Here is a 15,542-nt window from a genome sequence, read left to right as displayed (position 1 = left end):
TCTCTCGAGAAACGTTCGGATCGGTCGACGCGGCTGGCCCGATCGCGGGTCCCTTCTCCCGGCGACCTCGGGCCTGCCCGGGATCGGCTGCCCGGATAGGGAGAGGGGGTCGGTCGGCGCTACCGCCCCTGGCGGCTCAGCTGGTCGAACAGGCCGCCGGTGTCGAAGTTCCGCTTCTGGATCTCGTCCCAGTTGCCCTGGAGATCCTCGATCTTGAACAGCTTGATGTCCGGCAGCTGCTTGAGGTCGGCCTCGGCCGCCGCGGCGGGCTTGAAGGGGCGGTAATGGTGCTTGGCGAAGATCGCCTGCGCCTTGTCGGTGTAGAGGAAGGCCAGGTAGGCCTCGGCCTGCTTGCGGGTGCCCTTGCGGTCGACGTTGGCGTCGACCAGCGCCACCGGCGGCTCGGCGTAGATCGAGGTCGGCGGCACGACGATGTCGAACTTGTCGGCGCCGAACTCCTGGAGCACGAGGTAGGCCTCGTTCTCCCAGGTCGGCAGCACGTCGCCCAGGCCCCGCTGGGCGAAGGTGACGGTGGAGCCGCGGGCGCCGGTGTCGAGCACCGGCACGTTCTTGTAGACGGTGCCGACGAAGGCGTCGGCCTTGGCCGCGTCCTTGTCCTGGTTGTAGGCGTAGCCCCAGGCGGCGAGGAAGTTCCAGCGCCCGCCGGCCGAGGTCTTGGGGTTCGGGGTGATGACCTTGATGTCGGGCTTGGCGAGGTCGCCCCAGTCCTTGACGCCCTTCGGGTTGCCCTTGCGCACGAGGAACACCACCGTCGAGGTGTAGGGCAGGCCGGCATTCGGCTGCTTGCCGCGCCAATCCTCGGGGATGCGCTTGGTGAGCTTGGCGATCGCGTCGATGTCGGACGGGATGCCGAGCGTCACCACGTCGGCGTCGACCCCGTCGATCACCGTGCGGGCCTGCGAGCCCGAGCCGCCATGCGAGGCGCGCACCGTCACGGTCTCGCCGGTCCTGGCCTTCCAGTCCTCGGCGAAGGCCGCGTTGATGTCGCGGTAGAGCTCGCGCGTCGGATCGTACGAGACGTTGAGCAGGGCCGTCTCGGCGCGCGCGCCGACCACCGTGAGCAGGCCGCCGGCCAGGCACAGCCCCGCCAAGGCCGCCCGCCGCCCGATCCGCCCCGTCCGCCGTGTTCCGTGCCGCTCGCTCACGCCGATCCTCCGGTCATCACCGCGGGATGCGCGCCGGCCTCGGCCCGTATCCCTTACGAAGAGACCGAGTTTTCGTTCTTTTTACAGAACGTTGTCAACTGGTCGAGCGGCGTTGCACGACCGGAACACGGCGCTTCGATGCGCCATCGCTTGCCGAGCCCGCTGGTATTTCACACGCGAAAAATCGGATCTTCTCCGAACCGTCCCATCCGAAGAAGATATTTGCGGTAACCAGCCCGTTTCTTAGAACGAACGTTTTAGCGTCTCGGGCCGAACGGTGCCGCGCCTGCGAGGCGATGACGGACAGGCGACGGCGCAGCCGCGATCCCGTCTAGGCATGCATGGGCGCGGAGGAACCGCGGGGCCGCGGACGCCCTAGCTGTCGAGGTATCCCGCCTCGGCCAGCGCTTCGGCCACGGCCTCGAACCAGGGATCGCCGGGGGCGGGGCCGTCGGCCTGCGGGGCGAAGGCGTCGTCGGCCGCCGGGCGGGCCGCGGGCGCGTCGGCGCGCAGGCGGCCGCCGAGGCCGAAGAAGCCGGACGCCGCCGTCAGGGCCCCGCCGATCGCTGTCATCGTCATGCCGCACCCCGTTCGCGAACCGATCGTTAACGATGGTGTGGGGAAAGCGTTGCACACGCAAGGCGTGCACGTTCGAACGCGCCGTCGGCGCTTGCGTGCGGCTCCGCGGTGACGTGGCCGGCCTGCATCGCCGGCGGGACTTTTCGCGCTTCGCCGGCGGCCCCGCGGACAGCGCCCGGGCGCCCGGGCTATGGACGGCGGCGCGCCGGACCGGCCGCCCCAACCGACAAGATGTCCATGACCGTCATCGCCCTCGTGCTCGTCGCCAACCTGCTGCTCGCCGGGCTGTTCTCCCTCGTCGCCATCGCGGTCGACTGAGGAGGGCCCGGCGCCGGGCGTCAGCGGCCGAGCGGGCGATCGAGGGGGCCGTCCAAGGGGCCGTTCAAGGGGCCGTCGAGCGGATGGAGCCGGTCGGCGGCGACCGGGCCCGCGCCCCGCAGGCGGACGGGGCGCGACAGCCGGCGGGCGAGCGCCCGGAGGTCCGGCGCCGCGGCACCGCCCGGCGCGTAGAGCGCGCGGTCGAGGCCCGCGAGGCCGGCGGCGGTATCGGGGTCGGCGCGCCAGGCCCGGGCGAGATCGGGCTCGGCCGAGAGCGTCGCGGCGCGGAAGGCGGCGGCGTCGTTCGCGGCCGCCGCGCGGCGCAGGGCCGCCCGGGCGCCGCGCGGCAGCCGCAGGCGCCCGGCGCCCGTCCCGAACCCGATCAGCGCCAGCCCGAGGCCGAAGGCGGCGAGCCCGGCGGCGGCCGCGACCCACCGCGCGGTGGCGAGCGGGGGGGCGAGGTCGCCTTCCCGGTCGGGCAGGCCGCCGCCGATCTGGCGGGCGGGGATCTCGGCCTCGCGCATCGTGCGCGACACCGTGTCGAACCACGGGATGACGATCGCGTCGAGGGGGATGATCTCGGGCACGCCGGCCTTCACGTCCCACTGGTAGGTGGCGCGCGCCACCGGGCCGGCGGGGGTGATCAGGGTCTCGCGGGTGACCGGACCGGCGAAGGTGAGGATGCCGCGGGTGCGCATCACCGGGCGCGGCGGCAGCCCCTCGGCGACCATGCCCTGCGCCTCCACCGTCACGATGCGCCGGGTGGTGTCGCCGAGCTTCACCGTCTCCGGGTCGGGCGACCAGGAATCGGTGATCGTCACGTCCTTGGCCGGCAGCCACCACGGCTCCTTGGCGTCCGGGCCGCCGCCCTCCTTGGTCCAGGTCGCGACCGGCAGCGCGACCGGGCCGGAGCGCACGTCGATCACCCGGCGCTGGCCGTCGTCGTTGATCGTCAGGCGGTGGTCGAACGGCTCGATCGTGAAGTCGCCGGCATGGTGCGGAAACACCGCGATCACCCGGTCGAAGGCGATGGCGCTCTGGCCGTCCTTCAGCTTGGTCCTGCTCCAGCGGTCGCGGCCGAGCTGGCTCCAGCTGAAGTTGGCCAGCGTCGGCTGGATCACCTCCTCGAGCAGGATCTGCTGCTTGTAGACCCCGTGGATGCGCAGCAGCACCATCTCGCGCACGAACGGCGCGGCGTTGCCGTTCAATTCGGGCGTGACCGTGAGGGTGAGGTCGCCCGGCTCGACCTCGGCGCGGGCGGGCTGGGCCAGGAGGAGGGCGGCGAACAGGACGGTCCATCGCATGCGACCCGCCCTTTCCTCCCCCCTTTGCGGGCCACGGTGTTCATGCCTCGCATCGGAGCCGTATCGATCGCGCTTGGATCCGCGCCACCCCGTCATCCCGGGGCTGCGCAGCAGAGCCCGGGATCCAGAGTCGCCGACGGCGCATGACGACCAACGCCCTGCGGTTCTGGATCCCGGGCTCGCCTCCGGCGCCCCGGGATGACGGGGAGGGCCTGAGAACCGCGTTTGCGAAGGCCATGAACCCGAAAGTGTCTGCTCGTGAGGGACGCGGCGCGGCGCATTCCAAAGCCTCACCATGGGTTGCTCCCGGCGGGCATGCTGGTGCCGGCTTCGATGCGGCGGGCCTGCTCGGCCTTGAGGCGGAGCTTGAGGTAGCGGCCGGGGTCGTCCGGCAGGGTCCGGAGCCAGAGGCGGTCGGGGCGGATCTCGTGCGCCTCGAAGCTCTTGGTGACGCGACGCACCTCCTTCTCGGGGGCCTCGGCCACCATCGCCGAGCCGCCGCCGGTGCGGCCGCGCCCGGCGGCGTCGCCGGCCGAGCCCCGGGCCTCGCCGCGGCCCGATTCCACGGTCTGCTGCTCGGCCTGGCCGCGGCGCGCGACCTTGCTGTTGCCGGGGATCGAGGCCGAGGAGCTCGCCTCCTTGTTGCCCGCCAGGCCCTCGCCGCTGGAATTGGCCTGGAGGGTGTTGTCCTTCTCCTGGTTGGCGGTGTTGTTGTAGCGGGCGCCGTACTGCGCCGAGCCGTTGGCGGTGCCGCCGCCCTTACGGTCGATCGCCTCGGCGACGAGCTGGGCGATCAGCGAGCGGTTGGCCTGCGCGTCGGCGTCGCGCGGGTTGAACTGCAGCGCCGCGTCGTAGGCCTCGATCGCGCCGGCATAGTCGCCCGTCCGGGCGAGCGCGTTGCCGAGGTTGTAGGCGTTGCGCCGGCCGCCGTTGCGGAACACGGCCGCCGCCTCGTCGTAGCGGCCGGCCTCGTACAGGGCCGGCCCGCGCCAGGCCGGATCGTCGAGCACCACGAGCGCCGCCGAGGGCAGTCCGACCCCGATCAGCAGGCGGCCGAGGCCGGTGCGCGGCTGCGAGACCAGCATCAGCGCGAGGATGCCGGCCCCGGCCGCGGCGAGCCCGAAGGTCCGGGCCCAGCGCCGCCAGCCGCGGGAGAGCGCGGCCGAGACGGCGGGGGAGAGCGGCCGGCGGCCGAGCGCGAAGGCGGCCATCACGCGCTCCTCCGGAACAGGATCAGCGCCGGCCCGAGCGCGAGCAGCAGAAGCCAGCGCCCGAGATCGGCGAAGGCGAGCACGGCGTAGCCGCCCGCCGCCAGGTGCTGCGCGGTGCCGGCGCCGACCGCGTCGAGCACCGGGGCGGGTGCCGACAGGTCGGCCGCGACCCCGCCGCCGGCGGCGGCGAGCCGGTCGAGGGCGGCCCGGTCGGTCTTCGGCGCGCCGGGCGGCAGGGTCTTCTGCGCCGGCACGAACACCCCCTGGAGCCGCCAGCCCTTGGCCCGCATCGCCTCGGCCTCGCGCAGGGCCGCGTCGCCGATGCCGTCGCCGTCGGTGATCAGCACCACGTCGGCGGCGAGCGCGCCGGCCTCCTCCAGGGTGCGGCGGGCCAGCGCCAGCCCGCGCTCGGGGTGGCTGCCGCGGTCGGGCACCGTGTCGGCATCGAGCGCGAACAGGGTGGTGCCGAAGCTGTCGCGGTCGGTGGTCGGCCCGGTCGCGACGTAGGCGTCGCCGGCATAGACCACCAGCGCCACCGCGCGGGTGCCGGCGGCCTCGGCCACGCCCTGCGCGATCTGGCGCAGGTCCTTCAGCCCGCCGCCCTCGGCGACCGAGCGCGACAGGTCGGCGACGATCACCGTCGCATCGAGGTTGCGGAAGGTCGTCGCGTCCTTGCGCTCGACCGCGGGGCCGGTGAGCGCCAGCGCCACGAAGCCGGCGGCGAGCGCGGCCGCGAGGTTCGCCTGCCGCCGCCCGCCGAGCACCGCCCCGCGCCGGACCATCAGCGCCATCAGCGCCGGATCGACCGCCCGCGCCCAGTCGCCGAGGGGCGCGGCGCGGGCGGCGGCGCGGAAGGCCAGCACGGCGACCAGGGGAATCGCCAGCAGCCACCACGGCCGCAGCAGCGCGTAGGCGTCGAGGACGGTCATCGCGGGATGCCCCGGCAGTGGGGAGGGCCCCCCTCTCCCCGCACGCGGGGAGAGGCCCGGACGCACCTCGTCGTGCGGCCGGGAAGCGGAGGCGAAGCCGAGGCGGCGGTGAGGGGACGGTGCCCTGGGAGGCTCGCCGGTCGAAGCCCCCTCACCGTCGGCTGCCGCCTCGCCGCGACGACGACGGGGTCGTCGCGGCCCTCTCCCCGCGTGCGGGGAGAGGGGATGCGCGAAACGGTCGGCGGCAAGGCGGGCACGAGCCCGCGCGCTGGCATCATCCCCGCCTCCGGGAAGCCAGGAGCAGCCCGGCGCAGGCGAAGGCGAGCGCCGCCGGCCAGGGCCAGAGGTCGCGGCGCAGGGGCACCGGGGGGGCCTTGGCGCGGCCGCCCTCCAGGGTGTCGATGGCGTCGGCCACCGCGACGAGGTCGTCGGTGGTCCGCACCCGGAACGCCTTGCCGCCGGTGATCTCGGCCATCTCGCGCAGCGTCTCGGTGTCGACCACGTCCTGCTCGCCGTCGGCGTCGGCCATGTCGCGGGGGCCGAGGGCGATGGTGTAGACCTTGATGCCGAGGTCCTTGGCCAAAGCCGCCACGTCCCGCGGCGTGGTCTGGCCGGCGTTGTTGGCGCCGTCGGAGAGCAGGATCACCGCCTTCGAGGACGCGACCGGCTGGCCGTCGATGCCGGAATCCTTCGGATCGAGCCGGCGCAGCGCCAGCCCGAGGCCGTCGCCGATGCCGGTGGAGCGGCCGACGAGGCCGATCGTCGCCTCCTCCAGGGCCCGCGCCACGCTCGCCGTGTCGAAGGTGAGCCCGGCCGCGACGAAGGCCTGGTCGGCGAAGATCACCAGGCCGATGCGGTCGCCGGCGCGGCGGCGGATGAAGTCGGCGCCCACGCGCTTGACCGCGACGAGGCGGTTCACGGTCTCGCCGTCGAGCGAGAAGTCGCGCCGCTCCATCGAGCCGGACAGGTCCATCGCCAGCATGATCTCGCGGCCCGAGGCCGGCAGGGCGGTGGCCGGCAGGACGAGGCGGGGCCCGGCCAGCGCGACGACGAGGGCCGCCCACAAGGCCCAGATCAGCCAGGTCCGGCGCCGGCCGCGGGCGGCGACGTCGGCGCCGGCCTCGGCGCGCGCCACCAGCGAGGCCGGCACGCGGAGCGCGCCGCTGCCGCCCGCGGCCTCGGCCGGGACGAAGCGCTGCACCAGCAGCGGCAGCGGCAGCAGCAGCAGCGCCAGCGGTGCCGCCCAATCGAACGCGGAACCGAGCGCCGTGACCCAGGCCGGGAGCAGGCTCATCCGCGCATCCGCCCGATCAGGCGCCCGAGCTCGGCATCGAGGACGGCCGGGTCCGGCCGGTCGCTGCGGCGATAGAGCCCCTCGGCGAGGACGCGCCCGGCGCCGGCGGTGAAGAAGGTGGTGGCGAACAGCCCGTCGAGCCTGTGCGCCCAGGCCGTTCCTTGCGCGCTCGCCGCGTCCTCGCCCTGCACGGTGCGGGCGACGCGGCGCAGCAGCCGGGCCTGCGCCACGAGCCGGGCCTCCGGGTCGAGGTTTCGCGCGGCGGCGAGATCGCGCAACGCCGCGCGGCGGACCGTGGCGCGGGCGCGGACCCGGAGATAGCGCACCAGACCGACGAGCAGCGCGGCGGCGAAGCCCGCCAGGATCGCGACCACGACCTCGCCGGAGATCGCCCCCGCCGCCTGGTTCGGCAGGTGCAGCCCGCGCAGGGCCTCGAGGGTAGGAGGAGCGTCGGCGGGGGTCATCGTTTTCCGCCTGCGGGCATACGTACCCCCTCCCCCCGACGGATCTCGGGCAAGCCCGAGATCCGCACCTCGTGTGCCCAAGTCGGGCGGGCCCGACTTGGGTGCGGGGGAGGGTACCCTGCGGAGCAGGGGGGGAGGGAAACGGCGGCGGCTTCACAACACCGCATCGAGCCGCTCCATCAGCGGGGCGTAGGCCTCCGGGCCGGCCTCGACGTCGAGGCGCAGGCCCGCGATGCCGCGGCGGGCGTAGTCGGCCAGGCGCTCGTCGGCGGCGAGGCGCGCGGGCGCCGGCTCGCGGGCGGGCTGGCGTGCGGATTGGCGGGCGGACTGGACAGTGCCGCGGCGGCCGTCGGGCAGGGCGAAGGGGTAGAAGCCCGGCGGCCGGGACCGCTCGAAGGCGTCGCTCACCAGGATCAGGCGGATCGACAGGCTCTCGGCGAGCAGCGTCAGCAGGCGGTCGAAGTCGGGGCCGGGGCTGTCGAGCGCCGAAGCGAGGACGAGGTGGCCGCCGGACGGCAGCAGGCTGCGGGCCAGCGTCAGCAGCGCGTCGAGCGGCGGGTCGGCGGCGGCGGGTTGCGCGAGGGCGCGGGCGTGGGCCGACGCGAGCGCGCCGGTGACGGCCGTCATCGCGCGCTCGCCGCCGGCCGGGCGCAAAGCCGTCGGCTCGTCCGCGCCCGCGACCACGAGGCCGACGCGGCCGCCGTCGCCGACGACGCGCCAGCCGAGCAGCGCCAGCGCCTCGGCCGCCGCCACCGAGCGCAGCGCCCGGCGGGTGCCGAACAGCATCGAGGGGCGGAAATCGGCGAGCAGCACCACGGCGCGGTCGCGCTCGTCGTGGTGGGTGCGCACGTGCAGGATGCCGGTGCGCGCGGTGGCGTTGCGGTCGATGTGGCGGCGGTCGTCGCCCTCCGACCACAGCCGCACGTCGTCGGGCTCCGAGCCGCGCCCGCGGCGCTTGGTGACGATGCCGCCGGGCAGGCCCGCCAGCGTCCGCGTCGCCGGCGTGACGCCGCGGCGCGCGAGGTGGCGCAGGCCCATCAGCGCCTCGCCGGAAAGGTGGAAGGCCGGGTTCGTCTCGGGGGCGGCGGTGGCGGTCATGCCGGAATCCGGCCAGCGCGACGCGGCCGCCTCTCCCCATGGGAGAGGGGGCCCGCGCAGGGCGTGGTCGCGCGGGGCCTTCTCGCGGTTGCCGAGACCACCCTCAGAGCGCCCGCACCCGCTGGACCAATCCGCCGACGATGCCGCGGGTGGTGAGCCCTTCCGCGGCCGCGCGCCAGGTCAGGCCGATGCGGTGGGAGAGCGCGTCGGCGGCGAGGTCCGCCACGTCCTCGGGGACGACGTGGTCGCGGCCGTGGAGGTAGGCCCGCGCCTTGCCGGCGACCATCAGCGCCAGCGTGCCGCGCGGCGAGGCCGGATGCTCGATCGCGGCGCGCAGGTCCGGCGCCGAGGAATCGGTGCGGGTCGCGGCGACGATGCGCACGAGATAATCCTTCAGCGCCGGCGAGACGTAGGTCTTCAGGGCGGCCTCGCGCGCGGCCAGCACCTCGGCGACCGAGAGCTTCACCGGCATCGCCTCGCCGTGATGGTTGAGCTCGCCCTCGACGAGGTCGAGGATCTTCCGCTCGGAGGCCTCGTCCGGCATCCCGACCACGACGTGGAGCAGGAAGCGGTCGAGCTGCGCCTCGGGCAGCGGGAAGGTGCCGGCATGCTCGATCGGGTTCTGGGTCGCCACCACCATGAACGGGTCGGCGAGCGGATGGGTCGCGCCGGAGACGGTGATCTGGCCTTCCGCCATCGCCTCGAGCAGGGCCGACTGCACCTTCGGCGGCGCGCGGTTGACCTCGTCGACGAGGATCAGCGAGTGGAACAGCGGGCCGGGCAGGAACTCGAAGGTGCCGGCATCCTGGCGCCACACGGTGGTGCCGGTGAGGTCGGCGGGCATCAGGTCGGGCGTGCACTGGATGCGGGCGAAGGAGCCGTCGAGCCCGTCGGCGAGGCGCTTGACGGCGCGGGTCTTGGCCAGCCCCGGCGCGCCCTCGATCAGCAGGTGGCCGCCGGTGAGCAGCCCGATCATCAGGCGCTCGACCAGGCCCTCGCAGCCGATCAGCCCGTGCTCCAGGCCGGCGCGGAGCTCGAGGATGCGGGCCCGCAACGGATCGGCGGCGGCAGCCGGACGCTCGGCAAGCGCAGCGCCGCTCATGCGCGCGCGGACCCTGCGCGACACGGCCGGGCCGGCTGGAAGGAAGCCTTCATCCTGCACGTCTCCTCGTCGAAACCGGCGGGCTGAACCCGCCGCACTTGGATTCTTGATCGATCCATAGTCGAGCCGGTGTGCCCGCTGCCCGGGGCACCCGTCAATCCCGCTGCGACCTCGGGCGGGACCGGCTCCCGTCACGGAACCGTCATGCGCGCCCGTCTAGGAGACCGGATGGTCCTTCTGCCCACGCCCCTCCCCGAGCCGGTCAATTCGGCGATCAGCCTGATCGTGGCCTTCGTGCTCGGCACCCTGATCGGCGCCGAGCGGCAGTACCGCCAGCGCACCGCCGGCCTGCGCACGGCGGTGCTGGTGGCGGTGGGGGCGGCCGCCTTCGTCGATCTCGGCATGCGGCTGACCGGGGCCGAGGGCGCGACCCGCACCGTCGCCTACGTGATCTCGGGCATCGGCTTCCTCGGCGCCGGCGTGATCATGAAGGAGGGCATGAACGTGCGCGGCCTCAACACGGCCGCGACCCTGTGGTGCTCGGCCGCAGTCGGCGCCTTCGCCGGCGCCGACCTGCCGCTGGAGGCTTTGTTCGTCGCGGTCGCGGTCCTGGCCTGCAACACCCTGCTGCGCCCGCTCGTCAACGCGATCAACCGCGCGCCGATCGACGAGAGCGCGACGGAGGCGACCTACGAGGTCCAGGTCACCACCGCCCCCGGCACCGCGGGCCCCGCCCAGGACATGCTCGTCGAGCGGCTGGAGGCGGCGGGCTACCCGGTCGGCGGCGTCGAGGTCGAGGAGCGCGGCGACGCGGCGGTGGACGTGGTCGCGACCCTCATCGCCAGCGCGGTGGCGGCCAAGGAGCTCGACGCGGTGGTCGCCGCCCTGCAGGCGCAACCGGGCATCCGCCACGCCACCTGGGCGGTGCAGACGGGGGATTGAGGGAACGGGGCAAGGCGCCGAACCCGTACGTTTCGCGCGCAAGGCGCCCACGTCGCCTTCCCCTCCCCCGCACCCAAGTCGGGCCTGCCCGACTCGGGCACACAGGGTGCGGATCGCGGGCGAGCCCGAGATCGTCGGGGGAGGGAAGGGGGGCGTGTCGAAGCTGCGTCCGAGGGTGGAGGTACCGAACGTGCGGCGGCACACCGGGCGATCCCCAACGGCGCTTTCCGCATCGCGCGATGAAGCCACCTTCCTCCCAAGAAATCCCGAACCCGGCCTCGCAGGAGACATCCCATGGCAGAACTCGAACATTCGTCGGCCAGGAACGCGCTGATCGTCGGGGCCTCGCGCGGCCTCGGGCTCGGGCTCGTCGAGACCTTCCTGGGGCGCGGCTGGCGCGTCACCGCGACCCAGCGCAAGGCCTCGCCGGGCCTGGCCGCCCTCGAATCCGAGGCGCTGACGATCGAGACCGCCGACATCGACGACGACCAAGCGGTCTCGGCCCTGCACGACCGGCTGGCGTCCCGAACATTCGACCTGGTGTTCGTGGTGGCCGGCGTGGCGACGCAGGCGCACGATCCGCTGCACGCGGTGCCGCGGCCGGTCGCGGCGCAGGTCTACCTCACCAACGCGATCAGCCCGGTCCGCTTCGCCGAAGCCTTCCGCGATCGGCTCGCGCCCGGCGGCAGCCTGGTGTTCATGAGCTCGATCCTCGGCAGCGTCGGGCTCAACACCTCCGGCGGCTGGGAAAACTACCGCGCCAGCAAGGCGGCGCTGAACACCCTGGTCCGCAGCTTCGCGATCCGCCACGCGGCGGAGAACCTGAGCGTGGTGCTGATGCATCCGGGCTGGGTGCGGACCGAGATGGGCGGCGACGGGGCCGACATCGACGTGGCGACCAGCGTCGCCGGCATGGCCGACGTGATCGAGGCCCGGCTCGGCCGGCCCGGCACGGCCTATCTCGACTACCGCGGCGAGACGCTCGCCTGGTAGCGCGGGACCCGAAGGCGGTCCGCGGGCGCCGTCAGCGCCGCGGATCGAGCGGGCGGCCGCGGCGCTCGACGATCACCGGCGGGCGGGTGCGGCGCTCGACGATGACGGTGCGCGGCGCCCGGCTCGGGCCGGCCTGGGCGATGATCCGCTCCGGCACGCGCTCGGGCTTGGCCCGCAGCGCCGCGACGACGTGCGGGCGGACCTCCTCGGCGGGCAGGCCGATCAGCCCGGCGGCGATCTCGATCTGCTGCTCGAGGTCGTCGGACAGGTCCTGCGCGGCGGTCACCGCCTCGACGATCGTCGGCGGCTCGCGGCGGACCCGGATCGGCGGCAGGTCGGCAAAGCTCTTCTTCGACTTCTTCACGGCAGGGCTCGCGCTCGTCATGGCCCACCGTACCCGATTCGCGCCGATTGTGCACCGCATCAAAACGAGGCCGTCGCCGTCCTGCCATGCATGCCCCGGCGTGCCGAAGAGGCAGGCAGAGGTGCGCCGCAATCCTGCGGGCGCGCTGGCGCATTCATGATGCAGTTGCCGTCTCAAGCGGCACGACGATGCGTCGAAATGGCGCGGGAGGAGACGCGTCCCGGGGCGTGGTTCGGTCACCGCGGCCCGCGATCATCACTTCGAGACGCCCGCAGATTCCGAGACAGCCGCAGCCCCGAGCCGTGATGACGAGCCCGCCGACCGCCAACCACGATCCGCGCACCACGCCGGCCCGGCCGGACCTCGCCGACATCCGACTGCGCGGCGCGGTCGAGGCGGCGCGCTTCGTCGCCGGCGAGCCGCGCCGGGTCGTGGTTCCGGCCGCCCCGCTTCGCCGGACGCCGCGACCGGAGGCCGGGCTCGAGACCGAGGCGGTGATGGGCGACGCGGTCGCCGTGTACGAGGTCGGCGACGGGTTCGCCTGGGTCCAGCTCGTGCGCGACGGCTATGTCGGCTACCTGCCGGCGGCGAGCCTCGGCTCGGCCGACCCGGCCCCGACCCACCGGGTGACGGCCCTGCGCAGCTTCCTCTACCCCGCCCCCGACATGAAGCGCCCGGCGCTCGGCCATCTCGGGCTCGGGGCGCGGATAACGGTCGCAGACACGGCCGGCGACTTCGTCCGGGTCGGCGACGCCTTCGTCTTCGCGGCCCACTGCGCGCCCCTCGACCGCACGGTGCCGGACTACGCGGCCACCGCCGAGCGGCTGGTCGGGACGCCCTACCTGTGGGGCGGGCGCACCAGCCTCGGGCTCGACTGCTCGGGCCTGGTCCAGCTCTGCCTCGATCTCGCCGGCCTGCCCTGCCCGCGCGACGCCGACCAGCAGGCCGGCGCCGTCGGCCGCGCCCTGCCGATCGGCTTCGACGGCCTGCGCCGCGGCGACTTCGTCGACTGGCGCGGCCATACCGGCCTGATGCTCGACGCCGACACCCTGATCCACGCCAACGGCCATCACATGGCGGTGGCGGTCGAGCCCCTGCGCCGGGCGGCGGAGCGGATCGCCGCCAACAGCTACGGCGCGATCACCGGGATGCGCCGGCTGGAGGCGTGAGGGCGCGACTTCCCCGCCGCACACCGATCGTGTCGACCACCTCGCGCCGAACGGGCCCCCTCTCCGGAAAGGGACAGGGGGCCCGCGCTTTGCCGGCAAAACAGGTGAGCGCGGCAGACCTTCGCGCGGGATGCGCCGCGATCGGTTCGCGCGGCGGGGAAGCGCAGGATCGACCGCGGAGCCTCCCGCGCCGCGTCCCCTACCCCTTCAGCCGCATCTTGATCCGGTAGGTCAGCCCGTCGCGGACGTCGCGGTAGGCGTCCATGCGCTGCTCGCGGGAGGCGTCCTGGAGGATGGTCGGGTCCGCCGTCTGCCAGTACTCGACGTCGGCCGCCAGGGTGTGGGTCATCGCCAGCGCCTTGTGGTGCGCCTCGGGGGCCAGCGTCACGATCAGGTCGAAGTTCAGCCCCTCCCACTCGTCGAGCTCCTCGATGGTGCGGGGCCGGTGCTTCCTGGCGTCGATGCCGATCTCGTCCAGCGCCGCGACCATGAACGGGTCGACCGGCTCGCCCGAGCGCACCCCGGCCGACTGCACGTAGACCGACTTGCCGAAGTAGTGGCGCGCGATCACCTCCGCCGCGGGCGAGCGCACGGCGTTGAAGTTGCACATGAACAGCACCGACTGGACCCGGCGCTTGCGCGGCACGACGAGGTCGCCGGGCGGAGGCGGGACGAGGACGTCCATCGCGCGGGGGCTCTCAGCGTCTGTGCCGGTGCGGGCGTCGGCGGCGCAGGCCCACCTCAGCCCTTCCAGTGCAAGGCGAAGACCAGGGTGAACAGCCGCCGGGCGGTGTCGTGGTCGAGGTCGACCTTGCCGGCCAGGCGCTCCCTCAGGGTCTCGGACGCCTCGTTGTGCAGGCCGCGCCGGCCCATGTCGATCGCCTCGATCTGCGTCGGGGAGGCGGTGCGGATGGCGTTGTAGTAGCTCTCGCAGATCATCTCGTAATCGCGGATCACCCGGCGGAACGGGGTCAGCGACAGCAGGTGGGTCATCACCGGGTCGCCCGTCGGGGACAGGATCGCGAAGGAGAGCTTGTTCTCGACGAGCCCGAGGTTGAGCGCGTAGGGCCCGGTGCGGCCCAGGATCGCGAAGTGGTTGTCCTCGAGGATGTCGAAGATCGCGATCGCGCGCTCGTGCTCCTGGTCGGGGTTGCCGCGGCCGATCGAGTCCTCGTCGAGCGTGACCCCGATCAGGCGATCCGTGCCCTTCCCGGCCGGCTCGGCCCGCTTCTCGACCCCCGTCCCACCCCCCTTGACCTCCGACATCGTGCGCGTGCCTTCAAAGGTTCAGCCGGATCGCGACGGAGCGGGCGTGCCCCTCGAGGCCCTCCGACCGGCCCAGCGTTATCGCCGCGGGGCCGAGCGCCCGCAAGCTCTCCGGCGTGCAGGCCAGGATCGTGGTGCGCTTCATGAAGTCGAGCACCCCGAGGCCGGACGAGAACCGCGCCGAGCGCGCGGTCGGCAGGACGTGGTTGGGGCCGCCGACGTAGTCGCCGATCGCCTCGGGCGTGTGCGAGCCGAGGAAGATCGCCCCGGCGTTGCGGATTTTTCGCGAGAGCGCCTCGGCGTCCTGCGTCTCGATCTCCAGGTGCTCCGGCGCCAGGCGGTCGACCAGCGGCACCGCCTCGTCGAAGCTGCGGACCCGGACGATCGCGCCGTAGTCGCGCCAGCTCGCCCGCGCGATCTCCTGGCGCGGCAGGGTGGCGAGCGCGCGCTCGACGGCGGATTCCGCGGCCTCGGCCAGCGCGGCGCTGTCGGTGATCAGGATCGACTGGGCGGCGACGTCGTGCTCGGCCTGGGCCAGCAGGTCGGCGGCGATCCAGTCCGGGTTGGCGTGGCCGTCGGCCAGGATCAGCACCTCGGAGGGGCCGGCGATCATGTCGATGCCGACCTGGCCGAACACCCGGCGCTTGGCCGCCGCGACGTAGGCGTTGCCGGGCCCGACGATCTTGGCCACCGGCGCGATCGTCTCGGTGCCGTAGGCCAGCGCCGCCACCGCCTGCGCCCCGCCGACGCGATAGACCTCGTGGACGCCCGACAGATGCGCGGCGGCGAGCACCAGCGGGTTCGACTGCCCGTCGGGCATCGGCACCACCATGACGATCCGCGGCACCCCGGCGACGCGGGCGGGAATCGCGTTCATCAGCACCGAGGACGGGTAGCTCGCCGTGCCGCCGGGCACGTAGAGCCCGACCGATTCGAGCGCGGTCCAGCGCCAGCCCGAGGTGACGCCGAGGGCGTCGGTGGTCCGGCGGTCGCCGGGGACCTGCTCCACGTGGAACGCCTCGATCCGGGCGGCGGCGAAGCGCAGCGCCTCCAGCGCCTCGGCCGGGCAGGCTTCGAGCGCCGCCGCGATCTCGTCCGCGGTGACGCGCAGGGCGGACGCGCCGAAGCCGTCGCCGAGCCGGTCGAATGTTCGGGTGTAGTCGACCAGCGCCGCGTCGCCGCCCTTCACCACGCCGGCGATGATGGCGCGCACGGTCTCGTCGACGTCCTCCGAGATCTCGCGCTTGACCGTGAGCAGCCGGGCGAAGTCGTCCGCGAAGGTCGGGTCGCTGCTATCGAGGCGGATCATCGGGCACTTCTTCTGGTGAGGGCGTGGGACGCGA

Annotated in this window: 17 protein-coding genes; 4 read left to right on the top strand and 13 right to left on the bottom strand. The window is 74.0% G+C overall.

Annotation, left to right across the window (positions count from 1 at the left end; translation table 11 throughout):
- Window positions 1-119: 119 nt before the first annotated feature.
- Both MKK68_RS21655 and MKK68_RS21650 read right to left on the bottom strand, forming a co-directional pair.
- A complete protein-coding gene (locus tag MKK68_RS21655) occupies window positions 120-1,130 on the bottom strand; it encodes a sulfate ABC transporter substrate-binding protein (protein WP_409566135.1) in 1,011 nt (336 codons plus the stop codon).
- Between the two features lie 411 nt (window positions 1,131-1,541).
- The gene (locus MKK68_RS21650) at window positions 1,542-1,745 is read right to left on the bottom strand and encodes a hypothetical protein (protein WP_243985733.1); all 204 of its coding nucleotides are present in this window, start codon (window positions 1,743-1,745) and stop codon (window positions 1,542-1,544) included.
- Window positions 1,746-1,853: 108 nt separating this feature from the next.
- Between MKK68_RS21650 and MKK68_RS21645 the strand changes: the two genes are divergently transcribed.
- Window positions 1,854-2,063 (top strand): hypothetical protein, encoded by a 210-nt coding sequence (locus MKK68_RS21645; protein ID WP_147844814.1) that lies wholly within the window; start codon window positions 1,854-1,856, stop codon window positions 2,061-2,063.
- Between the two features lie 20 nt (window positions 2,064-2,083).
- On the opposite strand, the gene MKK68_RS21640 is transcribed toward MKK68_RS21645, so the two are convergent.
- The 7 genes from MKK68_RS21640 to MKK68_RS21610 all read right to left on the bottom strand — a co-directional run bounded on the left by MKK68_RS21640 (window position 2,084) and on the right by MKK68_RS21610 (window position 9,465).
- Entirely contained in the window at window positions 2,084-3,367 is a 1,284-nt protein-coding gene (locus tag MKK68_RS21640; RefSeq protein ID WP_244032896.1) for a hypothetical protein, read from the bottom strand.
- Between the two features lie 290 nt (window positions 3,368-3,657).
- Window positions 3,658-4,578: a tetratricopeptide repeat protein gene (locus MKK68_RS21635; protein WP_244032895.1), complete on the bottom strand. Its 921-nt coding sequence runs from the start codon at window positions 4,576-4,578 to the stop codon at window positions 3,658-3,660.
- Window positions 4,578-5,507, bottom strand: a complete 930-nt coding sequence (locus MKK68_RS21630; RefSeq protein WP_147860389.1) for a vWA domain-containing protein — start codon at window positions 5,505-5,507, stop codon at window positions 4,578-4,580. Before MKK68_RS21630 ends, MKK68_RS21635 begins: the two co-directional genes overlap by 1 nt.
- Window positions 5,508-5,781: 274 nt before the next feature.
- Window positions 5,782-6,801 (bottom strand): VWA domain-containing protein, encoded by a 1,020-nt coding sequence (locus MKK68_RS21625; RefSeq protein ID WP_243989370.1) that lies wholly within the window; start codon window positions 6,799-6,801, stop codon window positions 5,782-5,784.
- On the bottom strand, window positions 6,798-7,265 hold the full coding sequence (locus MKK68_RS21620) for a DUF4381 family protein (RefSeq protein WP_243989369.1): 468 nt from the start codon (window positions 7,263-7,265) through the stop codon (window positions 6,798-6,800). Before MKK68_RS21620 ends, MKK68_RS21625 begins: the two co-directional genes overlap by 4 nt.
- Window positions 7,266-7,418: 153 nt before the next feature.
- On the bottom strand, window positions 7,419-8,363 hold the full coding sequence (locus MKK68_RS21615; protein ID WP_243938780.1) for a DUF58 domain-containing protein: 945 nt from the start codon (window positions 8,361-8,363) through the stop codon (window positions 7,419-7,421).
- A gap of 103 nt (window positions 8,364-8,466) precedes the next feature.
- On the bottom strand, window positions 8,467-9,465 hold the full coding sequence (locus MKK68_RS21610) for an AAA family ATPase (protein WP_147727388.1): 999 nt from the start codon (window positions 9,463-9,465) through the stop codon (window positions 8,467-8,469).
- A 228-nt stretch (window positions 9,466-9,693) separates the two neighbouring features.
- Here MKK68_RS21610 and MKK68_RS21605 point away from each other — a divergent pair, with 228 nt between their 5' ends.
- On the top strand, window positions 9,694-10,407 hold the full coding sequence (locus MKK68_RS21605) for an MgtC/SapB family protein (protein ID WP_147727387.1): 714 nt from the start codon (window positions 9,694-9,696) through the stop codon (window positions 10,405-10,407).
- A gap of 294 nt (window positions 10,408-10,701) precedes the next feature.
- On the top strand, window positions 10,702-11,400 hold the full coding sequence (locus tag MKK68_RS21600) for an SDR family oxidoreductase (RefSeq protein ID WP_244032894.1): 699 nt from the start codon (window positions 10,702-10,704) through the stop codon (window positions 11,398-11,400).
- Between the two features lie 31 nt (window positions 11,401-11,431).
- Here the strand turns inward: MKK68_RS21600 and MKK68_RS21595 are convergent, their stop codons facing one another.
- Window positions 11,432-11,785 carry a hypothetical protein gene (locus MKK68_RS21595; RefSeq protein ID WP_147727385.1) on the bottom strand — a complete coding sequence of 118 codons (354 nt, stop codon included), beginning with the start codon at window positions 11,783-11,785 and terminating at the stop codon, window positions 11,432-11,434.
- A 284-nt stretch (window positions 11,786-12,069) separates the two neighbouring features.
- Between MKK68_RS21595 and MKK68_RS21590 the strand changes: the two genes are divergently transcribed.
- Window positions 12,070-12,933: a C40 family peptidase gene (locus MKK68_RS21590; RefSeq protein ID WP_244032893.1), complete on the top strand. Its 864-nt coding sequence runs from the start codon at window positions 12,070-12,072 to the stop codon at window positions 12,931-12,933.
- A gap of 199 nt (window positions 12,934-13,132) precedes the next feature.
- Here MKK68_RS21590 and MKK68_RS21585 read toward each other — a convergent pair whose 3' ends face one another.
- The 3 genes from MKK68_RS21585 to hisD are packed head-to-tail and all read right to left on the bottom strand — an operon-like array spanning window position 13,133 to window position 15,508.
- Window positions 13,133-13,618, bottom strand: coding sequence for a low molecular weight phosphatase family protein (locus tag MKK68_RS21585; protein WP_147727383.1), 486 nt, complete (start codon window positions 13,616-13,618; stop codon window positions 13,133-13,135).
- Between the two features lie 56 nt (window positions 13,619-13,674).
- Complete coding sequence (locus tag MKK68_RS21580; protein WP_244032892.1) at window positions 13,675-14,199, bottom strand: UPF0262 family protein; 525 nt, start codon at window positions 14,197-14,199, stop codon at window positions 13,675-13,677.
- A 13-nt stretch (window positions 14,200-14,212) separates the two neighbouring features.
- On the bottom strand, window positions 14,213-15,508 hold the full coding sequence (gene hisD, locus MKK68_RS21575; RefSeq protein WP_244032891.1) for a histidinol dehydrogenase: 1,296 nt from the start codon (window positions 15,506-15,508) through the stop codon (window positions 14,213-14,215).
- Window positions 15,509-15,542: the final 34 nt, after the last annotated feature.

The organism is Methylobacterium sp. E-016, assembly GCF_022829745.1.
GTDB lineage: Bacteria > Pseudomonadota > Alphaproteobacteria > Rhizobiales > Beijerinckiaceae > Methylobacterium.
This window is presented reverse-complemented; position numbering and strand designations above follow the sequence as displayed.